We start from the raw sequence: 16,656 nt of genomic DNA, 5'->3' as shown, positions 1-16,656 counted from the left end.
AATTATCCCTCCTTTTCCTCTTCTAATATTTTGATATTTGCTTTTTCTATAAGAGATATTAATTCATAAAATTCCTTATCTCCTAATTTTCTTCTTAGATTATAAATAGGACCTAAATAATGTTTATAAATATCATCTATTTGTTCTCTTCCTAATTCAGTAATAGAAACAAAATAACTTCGCTTATCATTTTCATCTCTAGTTTTTATTAAATAACCACTTTTATTTAATGTGTCTATAATCCTACTTATAATAGTTTTATTTAACCCCATAGCTTTACTAAGAATCATTGGTGTCATATTTTCTTTACTAACTGCTAATTGAGACAATAGTTCTAAATGTTGAGATGGCATTTCATACAGTTTACTAGATCTACGTATAAGCAATCTGCTAAACAATCTTATATCTTGCATCCTTTCCACCATATAAATCCAATCACTACTTTCCAATATTTTCACCTCTTTTCTCAATTAATTTTAAATAGAATCCCTATAATAATATATATAAATTTAGTTGACTTTGTTAACTAAATTTTAATTGAATTTCTATTTATTGTCAAATATCATAAAAAAACACCCATATAATATGGGTGCTTAAGCTGAATATAAATCATAACCTACTGCTAAAAGATAGTCTTGATTTAAAAGATTTTTTTCTCCGTATTTATCTACTGCAGCAATAACTTGTTTTTGTCTTTTTATTGATCTTTCATAATGTTTTTTTGGATTATATCCCTCTGGGCACTGTGGCAATCCAGCTAATATAGATGCTTCTTCAAAACTCAAATTGTTTGCATTTACATTAAAGTATCCCTTACTTGCTTCTTTTATCCCCATGTATCCATTTCCATAATTTATTATGTTTACATAAATTTCTAATATTTCATCTTTTGAAAAAAGTTTTTCTATATCTTTAGCTAAAAACAATTCAGTTACTTTTCTTGAAAAGTTTCTATTTCCATTTAAGTATATATTTTTAGCTAATTGCTGAGTTATAGTACTTCCTCCTTGAACTATTCTACCTTCTTTTATATTATTAATAGCCGCTCTTCCTATTCCTATAAAATCTAGTCCTTTATGCTTATAAAATCTATGATCTTCAACTGAAACTATGCCAGTTAAAAAATCTTCATCTATATTTTCAATGCTTACATAATTGTCGCTGTTCTGTATTTTTTTAACTTTATCTTGTAAACTTACATGGTTTGTTACTTCTTTATATCGTCTATATCCATCTATTAATACCTTACCAGTTGGGATACTTACTAACATAATTGTAATTATCATAAATGCTGTTAAATATTTGTATATCTTTTTCATGTAGTACCCTCCTTTTTTCTTATTACAGAAATAATTATTTATTATATTACCATTATACATATATCTTAATTTAAAGTCCTTTCATGTACCTTAAATTAACCTTACTTTTTTGTAACTTAAGCTTATTTATAAAATTAATTTGTTTATACTTTATTTCATAAAAAAATACCCATAAATGGGTACTTTTTACTTACATATATATTTTTTTAATATCTTAGATTTAATTATACTATACTAAAAGGCATAACTGAACTAAGCAATTTTTTTGAATAATCATTTCGTACATTTGAAAGATTTGAACTATCTATATTTTCCACTATTTCACCTTTATATAAAAACAATACTCTATCACATAAATATGCAACTGATTGTAAATCATGTGTTATAAATAAGTAAGTTATATTTAAATCTTTTTTTAGTTTCTTCAATAAATCTAATATTTGAACTTGTATTGATACATCTAATGAGCTAATAGCTTCATCTAAAACTATAAATTCTGGCTTTGTTGAAATTACCCTAGCAATACATACTCTTTGTAATTGACCGCCGCTTAACTCATGAGGATACCTATATATTAGATATAATGGAAACTCTACTTTTTCTAATAATGATTCTATTATATAATCTAAATTATATTTATTTCCTAATTCATATAATGGCTCTAATATAATATCTTTTACTGTAAAATTAGGATTAACTGACGAGATATAATCTTGAAATACAACACTCATTTTGCCTTTATTATGTCGTATCCAATTTTTTATAGATTTACCTTCTATATTAACACTTCCAGAATCCATTTTTTCTAAACCTAATATAAGCCTACTTAAAGTACTTTTTCCGCTTCCACTTTCACCAATTAGACCTACACACTCTCCTTTTTCAATTGAAAAACTAATATCCTTAAGTACATATGTATTTTTAATTTTTTTTTGCTTTGAGTAGCTTTTATATAAGTTTTCTACATTTAACCACATTATACAGCTACCTCCTTATTTACATACATGTTAAATGAGTTTGTAATATCTAATCTAGTATTTATTAAATACTTAGTATACTCATGTTTAGGATTATTGAATACTTCACGTGATGTTGCATATTCAACTTGCTTACCATCTTTCATAACTAAAACATCTTGCGCCAAATACTTAACTATACCTAAATCATGAGATATAAAAATCAAAGATGTACCTATTAATTCTCTAATTTTTTTTAACTGTTCTACAACTTCTTTCTGATTTATAGAATCTAAGGCAGTTGTAGGTTCATCCGCAATTATTATATCTGGTTTCATACTAATAGCTAGTGCTATCATACATCTTTGTAACATACCTCCAGATAATTGATGTGGATATTTTTTTATTACATCTCTAGTATTATTTATATTCATTTTTTCTAAGTACTCTATCGATATTTCTTTAGCTCTATTTTTAGTTATACCTTTATTTTCAACTAATGTTTCTACCATCTGATATCCTATTGTATATAATGGATCAAATGATGACATTGCATTCTGAAGTATCATACAAATTTTTTGTCCTCTTATTTTACGTAATTCATTTTTTTTTATTTTTAATAACTCTATATTATCATTAAAAATAATTGAACCATTTATTTTTAAATTACAACTTAGCAAGCCTAATATCGCTTTTGCAGTAATCGTTTTTCCACTTCTGCTTTCCCCCACAATACCTAAGCACATATTTTTACCTAGCTTGAAATTTATATTTTCAACTAAATTTTGTTTACTTTTATTATCTACAATCACAAGATTTTTTACCTCTAGTAAACTCATATTCTTACCTCTCTTTAGCTTAAAGTCTGTTTTGGATTTAATGCTTCTTGTATGCTATCTCCTAATAAGTTAAATGCCGAAACTACTATTAATATTGCAATTCCTACTGGTAACATCTGCTGTGGGTATATAGTCATAACATTTTTAGCTTCACTAAGCATCATTCCCCACTCAGGAGTAGGTGCTTGTACTCCTAATCCTAAAAATGATAGTGCTGATATATTTAATATAACCCATCCAGTATCTAATGTTGCTAATACACTAATTTCTCCTATAGCACCTGGAATCAAATGCTTTCTTATTATATGAAACATGCTACATCCAGATACTTTTGCAAATCTAATATAGTTTTTATCAGAATATTGAATAACAATAGATCGAATCATACGTGTGTACCATGCCCATTTAGCTAATATATTTGCTATTATTATATTTTGAATTCCTGTTCCGAGAATACCAACTATAGCTAGTATCATTACTTCACTAGGAAAAGATAACATTATATCACATATTCTCATTATTATTTCATCTACCCATCCACGTATAAATCCAGCTACTACACCGAGTATTGTTCCTATGAGTATAGTAGCTAGCATAGCTATTATTGATAAAAATACAGTACTCCTAATACCATATAATACTCTTGAAAATACACACCTACCTAATTGGTCAGTACCAAATGGATATTTTATACTCATTCTCAAAAGCTTAGATTTTACATCTATTGCAATAGGATCATTCGGTGATATTATTGGAGCTAATATACCTGCTAATAATATTATAAACAGTATATATGATGGAACTATAGATATTGCATTCTCCTATCAGCCTTTTTTTGATATAAATTATAGATGTATACCTTTTAAATGTGATGAATTTCTATTGGTAACTAGCCATAAAAATAATATTTATAAAAATGGAATAACAGATAATGAAATAAGAAATCTTCCAATTTTATATACAGATTTCTTTTCTATCGGTGTAAACGATTGGTTTTATTCATTATTTCCTAAAAGCTATATAGAGAAAGAATTACAAGAAGGTTCTTTAGTAAATATTAAACTTTTAGAGACAATTCCTATGCATTTAAAAAGCTATATTATAACTAAAAATCAAAGTTGTTTAAGTAATTCATCTAAAATTTTTTTAAATTATATAAACTATTAATTTTTTTACATTAAAAAATCTATAGGAATTTAAAATTCCTATAGATCCTTCATGGTAAAAAATAAGCCTTCATGACTTATTTTGGTTATGTATTAATTACAATATTTATGTTTACTATTATACACCAATTTTTTACATTTATATTATTAAGCTTTTGAATTAATTAAATTCATTTTTTTGATAATATAATTCATAAAAAATATTAATAGTTGTTTAATTTTCAAATTATATTTTTATAAATTCACTTAGCATATTTTTTATAAATATTATTAATAATATAGTTGAACATAATTATATTAATTACATATCATTAATTTTACAGTTTTTTTTAAAATTATATTTTTCAACTTTTATCTTTTTAATCAATCATATTTCTAAATATATATAGCATTTTTTTAATATCTATATTAATATTATATTGTTGTGTTTTATAAAAATTTTATTTTAACTTATATTAGAGGTGATAAATTTGCAAGCAATTAAAAATTTAATGGTATTATTATTAAACTTCATGGTATTGCTTATACTATTTTATATCTTAGCCGATAGCTATACTACTGTTGTTCTTTTATTAGGATTAGCACTATTAGGATTTAAAGTTTTAAAAACTAAAAATTAATTGTATCTTAATATTTTTTATTTTATTTACTGGAATTTTTCCTTATTTTTGTGTTGTCATAAATAAAATTTCGTAATTTACAAATTTATCTTTATAAAACATAAATATTATATAGTAACTATTTCTATTACTATATATTTTTAATATTAAAAATTCAATTCTAACATATTTCTAATGAATAATTATAATTTTTTTACCTAATACTAATCTTATAAAATTTTGTTAAGAGGTGTATATCATGAAAAAAATGATAATTTTATTTCTTGTTCTAAGCATTATGTCTATTAATATAAATTTAAATGATAATATTAAAGTCTATGCTAATAATTCTCTAAATACTCTAAAAAATGTAGAAAATGAGTATGTAACTCAATTAGAATCTATAAGCGAACAATTATATATCCTTAATTCAAACGCACTTAAAGCTGTTATCAATAAAGGAGATAAATCCTCTATGTTAAAAGATGCTTCTTATATAAAAAGTCAAATTAAAAGTCTACGAAAAGATCTTTCTCAATATCATCAAACTGAAAGTGGCGATATTGAAAAAAATCCTATATCTCTAGCACTTTTAAATACATTAAATTATTACAGTATGTCTTTATCATTTTTAACAGGTTTTTTAACTTCCGATTGTGAATCTACACAAAGTAAATTATTAGGAGAATACTATTTCAGCAAAGCTAAAGGAGATGAAACGCTTCTTTGGACAAAATCTCAAATTAAATAATTAAATATACTTTGTAACTTATTTTCACTTAAGAGATAATCATAATTTCATTTCACAAAAATACATATCATATAATATGTATTTTTTGATTTGCCATATAATTTTATTATCTATTTTTTAATTAACTTGACTTTTGCATGTAAAATATATTAAATTATATATGTAAACTAATATAAGCATTTTAGTTTACATATATAGTTTATAAAATATTAAGGGGGATACATATGAAGACCAAAGATTTAGTAATATGTTCATTATTTGCTGCTATAACTGCAGTTCTTGCACAGATAGCTATACCATTCCCTGGTGGAGTTCCACTTACAATGCAAACATTAGCAGTTTCATTAGCTGGAATATTGTTAGGAAGTAAAAATGGTTTTATTTCACTTATTATATATACATTACTTGGTGCTGTTGGATTACCTGTATTTGCTGAGTTTTCAGGTGGAATACAAATAATATTAGGCCCTACAGGTGGTTTTATATTATCCTTTCCTATAATGGCCTTTTTAATAGGATTTATATGTGAGAGAAGTAATAATAAATTTATGGTATTTGTGGCTATGATATTAGGGTCTGTTATAAACTATGCTATTGGTACTATGTTATTTGCATTTATTATGAAAACAACAATTATGAGTGCTTTTATTGCATGTGTTGCACCATTCATTGTTACAGGAATAGTAAAAGCATTTTTAGCAACTATTATTGGTATAAAACTTAAAGAAAATAAATCTATGCAAGGAGTATTAAACTAATGAAGTTAAGACCTCATCATCTGATGTGTACTCAAGGTTATAGCGGTAGAGGCTATAGTGATGATTTTGTTAAAAATATGGATTATATAACTAGAACTTTAAGAAGTAATAAAAACATTTTAGTTGAACTAGTATTTTCTACTGATGATATTTGTAGTAATTGTCCTAATATGTTAGGAACTAATTTATGTAATACAAATAATAAAGTTAAATCAATTGATGATAAAATGATTAAGTATTTTAATCTAGAAGAAAAAGTATATAATTACAATGAAATTGTAAATTTTATAAAAGAAAATATTACTGAAGAAATTATGGATGATATCTGCGGAAATTGCAACTGGTATTCTATTAGTAGTTGTAAAAAAAGTATGTGCTATAAATAAATTTAATAAAAAAGTCTCTTTGCTCCTGTCACCAACGACTTTGTCCGTTGCTTAAAATTTCATTTTTAAAGCCATATTGAAGATTTAATCAATATGGCTTTATCTATTTTATTTTAAATTTATATTATTATCAAACTCATTTTTTATCTCATTAAGCTTTTTTTCATTTATAAAAAGATTAAGTGCTGTTAGTGAAAGTGCTTTTGATCCTAATATTAAAGCTTTATCACCATCTTTAGAACACGCAGCTTCGCGAAATTCTGGTGTATGACCTACTAAAGTTTTTGGTCCTATTTTTATATGAGGATGCAATGTAGGAACAACATGACTTACATTTCCAGCATCAGTGGATCCAAATCCTTCATTTTTTATAGTATTTATATCTTCTCCTAATCCATTCATAACTTCTGCAAACAACTCATTAAATTTATCATTTACATAAAAATTATCTACTTCATTTTGGAAAAAATTAATATTAACTTTTGATCCAGTTGTCAATGCAGCTCCTTTTGCTATATTTTTGACTTTCTTAGTTACTTCATTTAATATTTTTCTAGTTTTAGCTCTTATATAGAATCTTGCTTTGGCATAGTCTGGTACTATATTAGGTGCATCACCTCCATCAGTTATGATTCCATGTATTCTAACATCATCAGTTAAATGCTGTCTTAATGCATTTATTCCGTTAAAAAGCTGTATAACTCCATCTAATGCATTTATTCCTTTTTCTGGGCAACCAGCTGCATGAGCTGATTTTCCTATAAATTCAAACTCAACTGGATCTACTGCTAAGCTAGTTCCTGTAACTGAATTTTCATTTGATGGATGTATCATTAAACATGCATCCACATCTTTAAATAAATTATATTTTACAAAACTTCCTTTAGCACTTCCATTTTTACCACCTTCTTCAGCTGGACACCCGTATACTCTCACTTCCCCACCTACAGTATCCAGTTGAGTTGATAATGCTATTGCTGCTGCACAGCTAGATACTCCAATTATGTTATGTCCACATGCATGCCCTAAAGATGGTAATGCATCATACTCTGCTAAAAAACCTATTACTGGACCTTCCCTAAATTTTGATTTCTTTTTTGCTATAAATCCAGTCTCATGCCCCGCAATATTAATTTCTACATCAAATCCATTTTCTTTTAGTAAAGTTGTTAGTATTTCACATGCAAAATATTCATTATTTCCAACTTCAGGTTTTTCGTGTATCTTATGGCTTATTTTTATATATTCTTGTTTTTGATTTTCTATTTCAAATAATATGTCTCTTTTTATTTTATCTATATTCAAATTTTCCATAATATCCCCTTTACATATATATTTTTAGTATCTAGAATGCAGGTATAGATTCTCCTTTATATCTTTTATTAATAGCTTCTTTTACTTCTTCTGATTGATATACTTTTACTACCTTTTTATAGATTTCATTATTTTTATTTTCTTCTTTAGCTGCTATTAAATTTATATATGGCTTTGAAGTTTCTAGATTTGAATCTTCTATAAATAGTGAATCTTTTGTAGGAGATAATTTTGCATCTACTGCTACTCCACTATTTATTACTGCTACATCTACATCTTGTAAAGATCTCGGAATTTGTGTTGCTGTTAATTCTAATATTTCTAGATTTTTTGGATTGTCTGCTATATCTTTAATTGTTGGTAAAAGACCTACAGTATCTTTTAATTTTATTAATCCTGCATTTTGAAGAAGTATTAATGCTCTTCCTAGATTTGTAGCATCATTTGGAACTGCTATTTTTGAACCTACTTTTAATGCTTCAAGTGATTTTAATTTTCCTGCATATATAGCCATTGGTGCAAATACAGTATCTCCAATTGACACTAATTTTAAATTTCTTTCATTGTTAAAATTATCTAAATATGCATGATGTTGAAATGCATTTATATCTATTTCACCTTCATCAAGTGCTATATTTGGCTTTATATAATCAGAAAAACTAATTATTTCTAAATTAATATCTTCTTTTGCTAACTTTTCTTTTACTAAATCCCAGATTTCATGTTCTTCACCTGTTACACCTAATTTTACAGTTTTTGTATCACTAATAGATGCATTATTACAACCTACTAGGGTACTTACAGATAATATTAATATTAAAAATACTGATAATAATTTTTTCATAACAAATCTCCTTTTATATTCTTAATTATTTAATTTTCTAAGTAAAAAATCTCCAATACTTTGAACTATATTAACTAAAATAAGCAATATTATAACTGTAACTATCATTACACCAGTTTGAAAATATTGATAACCATATCTTATTGCAAAGTCACCAAGACCCCCACCTCCAACAGTTCCTGCCATTGCTGATAAACCAATTAAACTTACTGTTGTAATTGTAATTGCATATATTATTCCACCTATTCCCTCAGGAAGCATTACTCTATATATTATCTCAAAAGGGCTAGATCCCATAGATTGAGCCGCTTCTATTACCCCCTTATCAATATCTAATAGGACAGTTTCTATTTGTCTTGCTACAAAAGGTGTAGATCCAAATACTAATGGTACCAGTGCTCCTTCTGTACCTATAGTTGTTCCAACTATAAATTTGGTAATAGGCATTATTGTTGCTAGTAAAATAATAAATGGTATAGATCTAAAAATATTTATTATTTTGCCTATAAGATTATTTATAACTACATTTTCTAATATTGAGCCTTTCCTAGTAACTACAAGAGTTACTCCTATTGGAAAACCTATTAAAATAGATATTAACCCAGATATAAATACCATATATATAGTTTCAAACAAAGCATTTACCATTTCAGGATATAAATTAACTACATTTGGTAGTAAGTTTGTTATTAAACTTTCCATGTTTTATTACCTCCAACTCTATATTATTTTCTTTAAGATACTTTTCTACATTTAAGATATTTTCAATTTGGCCACTTAACTTAACTACTAAATATCCAATAGGTGTTGATTGAACTATTTCTATATTTCCAAATAATATGCTTGCATCAATTTTAAACTGTCTTGATATTTTTGAAATAAACGCCTGACCTGTATTTTGACCTATAAATACTATTTTTGCTAATAGTTCATCTTCATTAATTTCTTTTAAAAAGTAATCTTTTTCTAGTAGTTCATAAATTTTATTTTCTTGAAATACAGTTGATATAAAGTCCTTTGTTACTTTTGTTTTAGGTCTAGTAAAAATATGAATTAAGTCATTTTGCTCTACGATATAACCATTTTCCATTACTGCGACCTTATCACAAATTTCTTTTACTACATTCATCTCATGTGTAATTATGACTATTGTTAACCCAAGCTTTTGGTTGATATCTTTTAATAACTTAAGTATCGATTGGGTAGTCTGCGGATCAAGTGCTGATGTAGCTTCATCACATAATAAAACCTTTGGGTTATTAGCTAATGCCCTTGCAATTGCAACTCTTTGCTTTTGGCCTCCGCTTAGATGATTTGGATAACTACTTGCTTTATCACTTAATCCTACTAATTCTAAAAGTTCATACACTCTAGTTTTAATTTCTTCTTTACTTAGCCCACTATGTTTTAATGGATATGCTATATTTTTAAAAACTGTTTTTGACTTCATTAGATTAAAGTGCTGAAAAATCATACCGATATTTTTTCTAGCTTCTCTTAATTCCTTTGATGTTAACGATGTAAGCTCTTTATTATCTACAAAGACTTTTCCTGATGTTGGCTCTTCTAATAAATTAATGCAACGTACTAATGTACTTTTTCCAGCGCCACTAAATCCAATAACTCCACAAATCTCACCTTCTTCAACTTCAATGTTTACATTTTTTAATGCCTCTACCTTAATATTTTCTGATGTGTACGTTTTACTTATATTTCTAAGTGATATCAAATTTATTCCCTCCTTATTTTATTAAATAAAAAAATCTTCTTCTCAAGATGAGAAGAAGATTTTAACGTTTATATATTAATATACTTCCCCTCATCTTTCAGAATTTCAAAAAATTCTGTTGGAATTAGCACCACACCAAACATTGGTAGGTTGCTGAGACATCATCGGGCCATTCCCTCAGTCTCTCTTGATAAGGTTTATTATTTAATTTTTATTAATTTTATAAAACAAATTGTATAGTTAATTAATAACATTGTCAACAACTTTTTTAAATTTTTCTAATTTTTAATTTTTGTAAAAAATATTCAATCTTATATTTTAATATATTATTTTTTACATAAATATTTATTTAAATAAATCTAACATTTCTTTTTCAGATAATCCTTTTAAAATATTTCCTTGGGATAAATCATTATTTATTATATCATCAATTAATTCTTTTTTATTTTCTTGAAGTCTTACAATCTTTTCCTCAATAGTACCCTTCGCTATAAGTTTTATAACTTCCACTACTTCTCTTTGCCCATATCTATGTGCTCTATCACTCGCTTGATTTTCTACTGCAGGATTCCACCATGGATCAAAGTGAATTACAGTATTTGCTGAAGTTAGATTTAGTCCAGTTCCCCCTGCTTTTAAGGATATTAAAAATACTTTTTTTTCTTTACTTTTATTAAATTCATCAACTAATTTTAATCTTTCTTCAGCTTTAGTTTGACCATCTAAATATAAATATTTTATATTATTTTTATCCAATCTTTCACCTATATTTTCAAGAACAGTTGTAAATTGAGAAAAGACTAAGATTTTATTATTTATTCGAATATAATCCCTTATAATTTCTAAGCAAGTCTCTATTTTAGCACTTTTTCCACTATAGTCATCTATTACTATACTTGGATCTAAGCAAAGTTGTCTTAATTTTGTCAGATAAGAAAATACCGTTATTTTATTATTTTGCTCTTCTAGTTTTTTCTTTGTATAATCTGCATATATTGCATATACCTTTTTTTGATCTCTATTCAATTCAACTAAAAATTCCTTTTCTATCTTATCAGGAAGCTCTTTTATAACTTGTTTTTTTGTTCTTCTTAGTATAAACGGTTTTATCATTTTTTTCAGATTTTCTAATTGACTTTCGTCTTTAATAAATATAGCATCGAATTTTCTTAGACTATACAAATACCCTGGCATTATAAAATCAAATATAGACCAAAGTTCCAATAAATTATTTTCTATTGGAGTTCCAGTAAGAGCAAATTTACTATGTGCATTTATAGATTTTACAGCATCTGTACTTATTGCAGTTGGGTTTTTTATATTTTGAGCTTCATCTATTATGCAATAATCGAAATTTATTTCTTCATATTTTTCAATATCATTTCTTAAAGATCCATATGTAGTTAAAATCACATCATAAGAATCTATATTGCTTATTATTTTTTCCCTTTCTTTTTTACCACCATGAGCTACTACGATTTTTAAGCTAGGAGCAAATTTTTCAAATTCTTTTTTCCAATTATATACAACTGATGTTGGAGTTATTATTAAACTTTTTTTATCCTTTTCTGATAATAAAAATGTTATAGTTTGCAATGTTTTACCTAATCCCATTTCATCAGCTAGTATCCCTCCAAACCCACATTTTTCTAATGTTTTAAACCAATTTAGACCATCTATTTGATAATCTCTAAGGGTTGCGTTTAAGTCTTTTGGAATTTCTGTTTTTTGCTCATCAAGTTTTTTTATCTTACCTGCAATTTCTCTTATTTTTTCTATACCCTCTATATAAGGTAATTTTTTATTAGTCATTAAATTTTCAATATATAATGCCTTGTTTGTATTTATCTGCATACGATTAAAATCACTAGTAAAACCTAAACTCTCCATCAATTTAAATGTATCTTTGGTTTCTTGCTCTTCTAAATTTATAAAGTTTCCATTTCCCAATTTATAAAACCTTTTGTCGTCTTTGAAAGCTTTTATTATATTTTTATATTCTTTTTCATTAACTCCATCTATTTTAAAATTAAACTCTAAATAATGGTTTATTTCTTCACCTAATCCTATTCTTATAGAACTTGAACCATATATTTTTTTTGCTTTTAACTTATCAGAATAATAAACTTCTCCTATATTTTTAAGTCTATTTATCTCAACTGTTAAAAAATCATATAACTGTTCATCATTTCCTGTAAATACATATTTATTATTGTCTTTTTCAAAATAGTATGTATAAAGTCTATATATTGCTTCTTCTTCTTTTTGCTCATTTTTAACTATAAATTTACCTTCATTTTCACCTTCATAGTTAAACTTAATATTACATGTTATTTTATCTTCTTCTAAATCAAAATAATATCTAACTAATAATTTTTCACTTATATTTTCTTCTATATTTTCATCAATAATTACATTATTAGTTATCTTTTCAAGCTTTGGAACTACATTTGTTAAAACTTCACTTACTTCTTCTGACTTAAAAGATATTTCATTATATTTTTCTAGTACAGTATATAATTTCTTATAATATATTCCATTTTCTCCACTTAATAAATATATATCTCCATTATAAAATACTACATCACCCCTTTGAGATATAGGAACTGGTAACTTATTCTCACTTTTTAGTAAAACTTTATTATTATCCATTTCTAAGGTTATACTTATAGGCAAATCTCCCTTAATTATTTTTGGAGTATAGTACAAGTTTCTATATTTAAATTCAAAGTCTTTATACTCAAGAGCTTCTATTAGTCTTTTTACTGATGCCCCATTTAAATACATTGATTGCTGTTCTCTTAACGACGATGTATAAGAAAGACTCATTCCATATTCTTCTATAATCTCAACTATTTTTTCTTCATCATATCCAAAATAGTTGTTTGATATATTGTACATAAAATCCGGTCCATATATTATATCCTGAGCGTTTAACCTAGCTTTGGAAAAGTCTCTAAGATTTTTTAATTTATACATATTATCTATTCCTATATAAAAATCACATCTTATGCTATCTTCTCCTATAAGTTCTAAACTCACGTCTAACTTTACTTCTTGTTTTGGCTTACTTTTAAAATAATTTAAAAAATCTTTATTTATAAAGTTCATTATCTCACCTGTTTTCATTATGCTAAATATCATTATATCATTAAAAACACCTTAACCAATTTAGGAAGTTAGTTTATTTTATAAAAATCTAGAATTTTGATATAAATCCCCTGCTAACTCTTTTAAAAGTTCTTTGTCAATTATTGAGTATCCATACTTATCTTTTTCTAAAACACCTTTTTTACATAGCCCATTAAAAGTTCTTAATAAATGTCTATAACTACTCCCTAGTAGTTCTGCTAAGTTAACTAAGTTATCTCCAAAGTCTATATAGTATTTTGAACTTTTTTTATTAAATACAGAAGATGTTTCATTTATATAGCTTGCTAGTCTATTTTCTAAGGGGTAAAGCAAATTTACAGAACTGTTCATAGTTATTACAGAAAGCTTCTCTGCTAGACTCTCACTTATAAATTTCAAAAAATTCATATCTTTAGTTAGCTCATTTCTTGCTTTATTCATTGGGATAGCTAAGCAGTAGCAATCACTTAGCGCTTGTATAGTTCCAGTTGTAACTTGATTCTTTACTAATTCTAAATCTCCAATTAATTGAGGAGGCTTATAAAAACTTAGTAGTAAACTTCTCCCGTTTGGTAATGTTTTAAATACTTTAGCTTTACCTGTTATTAAAACTGCAAAATAACTTATATCTTCATCCTCTGTACATAAATACTCATTTCTTTCAAATTTAAACACTTTCATATCATTTTTCATATTTTCACTAAAAATCTCTTTTATATTTAATTCATTATAATAACTTTCTATAAGAAATTGATCATTTATTATTTCCACTTTTTAAACCCCTTTCACTTTTTACTATATAATTTTTATTTTATATGTGCACATGACATATGTCATTCTTTTTATTAATTTTTTATGGTAATTTATTAATTATTAAAAGAAAATAATGAGGGGGTGTTAAATATAAATTATTTTATATCTATATTTACAGGAGTTTTGCTTTCTATAATGTTATACCTAAATGGATCAGTTGGAGAAGCCGCTGGAAATTATGCTTCTAGTGTAATAATTCATATTATAGGTCTTATTGGTATTATTTTAGTACTTTTAGTTACAAAATCTAAATTAAAAAATATTAAAGGTATACCATTGTATATGTTTTCAGGAGGGCTTATAGGAGTTTTAACTGTTGTATTTAGCAACATAAGTTTTTCTAACTTAGGGGTTTCCCTAACAGTATCTGTCTGCTTACTTGGACAATTAATTACATCTATAATTATAGACCACTTTGGATTTTTTAATTTACCTATAAGCAAATTTAATAAAAAAAAGATATTAGGTATTTCTGCTATCATTATTGGTATATGTGTAATGACAATTAAATAAGGAGGGAGTTGTTATTATGTTTTATATAATTATTGCTATTTTATCAGGTGTTACAATTGTTACTGCGAGAGTTATTAATTATGTCTTAGCTGATAAGATAGGCATGTATCAAAGTACCTTTTTTAATTATGTACTTGGATTAATAGGCTCTATTTTTTTACTAATTGTAAGTGGTGAAACATTCAAATTATTTAGTGTTGATTCTTATACTGCCTCATGGTTTACTTATACAGGAGGAATTGTTGGCGTTTTCGTTGTTACTTTATCTTCATATTTATCTGCTAAAGTATCTGCTTTTTACTTAACCCTTTTACTATTTATTGGCCAATTATTTACTGGTATTTTTATAGATTATTTATTTAGTGGGCAATTATCGGCTTATCAATTAATTGGAGGATTTTTAGTAATTTTAGGACTTGGATATAATCTATTTATAGATAAGGTAAAATCTGAAAAATCTACAGAAGTTTTAGATAATAATGTTTAACAATATAAATATAAAAATAAAGAATCACACAAAACGATTCTTTATTTTTATAGCTTTTTTAACTATATATCAATTTAGACTATAAAGTCTTCATCTTCTAATTCTTCATAAATTCCTTTTTGATATCCGTTACCTTTAGTTGAAAAAAAATCATGATTTTTGGTTTCTGTACTTAATCCATTTAAAACTATTGGATTTATATCATTCACTTCATAAAATTCTTCAAACCCTAGATTTTCTAAAGCTCTATTAGCATTATATTTTAAAAAGTTAATAACTTCATCTTCTAGTCTACTTTCTTTATATATGCATTTAGTATATTCTATCTCATTTTCCATAAGATTATTTAAAATAGTATACATGCGATTCTTTAATTTTAATTTGTCACTCTCATTAAAATTATTATATATTTCTTGCGCTAAAAGTCCTATATATTTTCCATGTAGAGATTCATCTCTAAGTATAAGTGATATTATTTCCCCACTAGCAACCATTTTTCCTTGACCCGCCAAGTATAGAGGGTAGAAAAATCCTGAATAAAATAAAAAGCTTTCTAAAAATACACTAGTAACCATTGATAAATACAAACTTTTTTCATCTTCGGTACTTTCATATTGTGCTAAAATAAGTTCAGCCTTTTTCTGTAATGTAGGCTCAGTTTCAATCCATTTAAATAACTCATCTATTTCACTGTTTGATAGAAGAGTCATAAATATAGATGAATAACTTTTAGCATGAATTTCTTCCATTGTTCCCATAAATGATAAAACAGCTTTTCTTTGAAGATTATCAGTTAAACTCATCATAGAAGGTATTCCATTATTACCTTGTTTTGTATCTAACAATGTTAATCCTGCTAATACTTTTTTATATAGTTCTTTTTCTTTTAGGCTTAATTCATTCCAAACAAAAATATCTTTAGAAATAGATATTTCTTCTGGTAACCAAAACTGTTTTACATTTTGTTCCCAGAAGGCTTGTGTAAAATTATCGTCTTCTTTATTCCAGTTAACAGCCTTATGTATTTTATTTAATGCAAATGTCATGAAT

18 protein-coding genes and 1 riboswitch are annotated in these 16,656 nt (G+C 25.9%); of the genes, 6 read left to right on the top strand and 12 right to left on the bottom strand.

The window, feature by feature from the left end; genetic code table 11:
- Positions 1 to 2: 2 nt before the first annotated feature.
- The 5 genes from NWE74_RS17825 to opp1C all read right to left on the bottom strand — a co-directional run bounded on the left by NWE74_RS17825 (position 3) and on the right by opp1C (position 3,878).
- Positions 3 to 413, bottom strand: a complete 411-nt coding sequence (locus tag NWE74_RS17825; protein WP_258244313.1) for a MarR family winged helix-turn-helix transcriptional regulator — start codon at positions 411 to 413, stop codon at positions 3 to 5.
- A 180-nt stretch (positions 414 to 593) separates the two neighbouring features.
- Positions 594 to 1,319: a transglycosylase domain-containing protein gene (locus tag NWE74_RS17820; protein ID WP_258244312.1), complete on the bottom strand. Its 726-nt coding sequence runs from the start codon at positions 1,317 to 1,319 to the stop codon at positions 594 to 596.
- 224 nt (positions 1,320 to 1,543) lie between these two features.
- Complete coding sequence (locus NWE74_RS17815) at positions 1,544 to 2,296, bottom strand: ABC transporter ATP-binding protein (protein WP_258244311.1); 753 nt, start codon at positions 2,294 to 2,296, stop codon at positions 1,544 to 1,546.
- Complete coding sequence (locus tag NWE74_RS17810) at positions 2,296 to 3,114, bottom strand: ABC transporter ATP-binding protein (RefSeq protein ID WP_258244310.1); 819 nt, start codon at positions 3,112 to 3,114, stop codon at positions 2,296 to 2,298. Before NWE74_RS17810 ends, NWE74_RS17815 begins: the two co-directional genes overlap by 1 nt.
- Positions 3,115 to 3,128: 14 nt before the next feature.
- Positions 3,129 to 3,878: a nickel/cobalt ABC transporter permease gene (opp1C, locus tag NWE74_RS17805; protein WP_330666441.1), complete on the bottom strand. Its 750-nt coding sequence runs from the start codon at positions 3,876 to 3,878 to the stop codon at positions 3,129 to 3,131.
- Between the two features lie 872 nt (positions 3,879 to 4,750).
- Between opp1C and NWE74_RS17800 the strand changes: the two genes are divergently transcribed.
- The 4 genes from NWE74_RS17800 to NWE74_RS17785 all read left to right on the top strand — a co-directional run bounded on the left by NWE74_RS17800 (position 4,751) and on the right by NWE74_RS17785 (position 6,774).
- On the top strand, positions 4,751 to 4,900 hold the full coding sequence (locus NWE74_RS17800) for a hypothetical protein (protein ID WP_258244309.1): 150 nt from the start codon (positions 4,751 to 4,753) through the stop codon (positions 4,898 to 4,900).
- Between the two features lie 238 nt (positions 4,901 to 5,138).
- On the top strand, positions 5,139 to 5,630 hold the full coding sequence (locus tag NWE74_RS17795) for a hypothetical protein (protein WP_258244308.1): 492 nt from the start codon (positions 5,139 to 5,141) through the stop codon (positions 5,628 to 5,630).
- 224 nt (positions 5,631 to 5,854) lie between these two features.
- Positions 5,855 to 6,388, top strand: a complete 534-nt coding sequence (locus NWE74_RS17790) for a biotin transporter BioY (RefSeq protein ID WP_258244307.1) — start codon at positions 5,855 to 5,857, stop codon at positions 6,386 to 6,388.
- Entirely contained in the window at positions 6,388 to 6,774 is a 387-nt protein-coding gene (locus NWE74_RS17785; RefSeq protein ID WP_258244306.1) for a DUF1284 domain-containing protein, read from the top strand. Before NWE74_RS17790 ends, NWE74_RS17785 begins: the two co-directional genes overlap by 1 nt.
- A 108-nt stretch (positions 6,775 to 6,882) precedes the next feature.
- On the opposite strand, the gene NWE74_RS17780 is transcribed toward NWE74_RS17785, so the two are convergent.
- From NWE74_RS17780 to NWE74_RS17755, 6 genes are all read right to left on the bottom strand, one after another.
- Positions 6,883 to 8,088, bottom strand: coding sequence for a M20 family metallopeptidase (locus NWE74_RS17780; protein ID WP_258244305.1), 1,206 nt, complete (start codon positions 8,086 to 8,088; stop codon positions 6,883 to 6,885).
- 31 nt (positions 8,089 to 8,119) lie between these two features.
- Entirely contained in the window at positions 8,120 to 8,932 is an 813-nt protein-coding gene (locus tag NWE74_RS17775) for a MetQ/NlpA family ABC transporter substrate-binding protein (RefSeq protein WP_258244304.1), read from the bottom strand.
- Positions 8,933 to 8,953: 21 nt separating this feature from the next.
- On the bottom strand, positions 8,954 to 9,634 hold the full coding sequence (locus NWE74_RS17770; RefSeq protein ID WP_258244303.1) for a methionine ABC transporter permease: 681 nt from the start codon (positions 9,632 to 9,634) through the stop codon (positions 8,954 to 8,956).
- Entirely contained in the window at positions 9,594 to 10,661 is a 1,068-nt protein-coding gene (locus NWE74_RS17765) for a methionine ABC transporter ATP-binding protein (protein WP_258244302.1), read from the bottom strand. Before NWE74_RS17765 ends, NWE74_RS17770 begins: the two co-directional genes overlap by 41 nt.
- A gap of 87 nt (positions 10,662 to 10,748) precedes the next feature.
- Positions 10,749 to 10,858: riboswitch (SAM riboswitch) on the bottom strand.
- 148 nt (positions 10,859 to 11,006) lie between these two features.
- Complete coding sequence (locus tag NWE74_RS17760; protein WP_258244301.1) at positions 11,007 to 13,805, bottom strand: DEAD/DEAH box helicase; 2,799 nt, start codon at positions 13,803 to 13,805, stop codon at positions 11,007 to 11,009.
- A gap of 45 nt (positions 13,806 to 13,850) precedes the next feature.
- A complete protein-coding gene (locus NWE74_RS17755) occupies positions 13,851 to 14,564 on the bottom strand; it encodes a cyclic nucleotide-binding domain-containing protein (RefSeq protein ID WP_258244300.1) in 714 nt (237 codons plus the stop codon).
- Between the two features lie 123 nt (positions 14,565 to 14,687).
- Here NWE74_RS17755 and NWE74_RS17750 point away from each other — a divergent pair, with 123 nt between their 5' ends.
- Together NWE74_RS17750 and NWE74_RS17745 are read left to right on the top strand one after the other, a co-directional pair.
- Positions 14,688 to 15,119, top strand: a complete 432-nt coding sequence (locus NWE74_RS17750) for a DMT family transporter (RefSeq protein WP_258244299.1) — start codon at positions 14,688 to 14,690, stop codon at positions 15,117 to 15,119.
- Between the two features lie 16 nt (positions 15,120 to 15,135).
- Complete coding sequence (locus NWE74_RS17745) at positions 15,136 to 15,606, top strand: DMT family transporter (protein WP_258244298.1); 471 nt, start codon at positions 15,136 to 15,138, stop codon at positions 15,604 to 15,606.
- Between the two features lie 74 nt (positions 15,607 to 15,680).
- On the opposite strand, the gene nrdF is transcribed toward NWE74_RS17745, so the two are convergent.
- The gene (gene nrdF, locus NWE74_RS17740) at positions 15,681 to 16,652 is read right to left on the bottom strand and encodes a class 1b ribonucleoside-diphosphate reductase subunit beta (RefSeq protein ID WP_258244297.1); all 972 of its coding nucleotides are present in this window, start codon (positions 16,650 to 16,652) and stop codon (positions 15,681 to 15,683) included.
- Positions 16,653 to 16,656: the final 4 nt, after the last annotated feature.

It is taken from the genome of Romboutsia lituseburensis, from assembly GCF_024723825.1.
Lineage (GTDB): Bacteria > Bacillota > Clostridia > Peptostreptococcales > Peptostreptococcaceae > Romboutsia_F > Romboutsia_F lituseburensis_A.
This window is presented reverse-complemented; position numbering and strand designations above follow the sequence as displayed.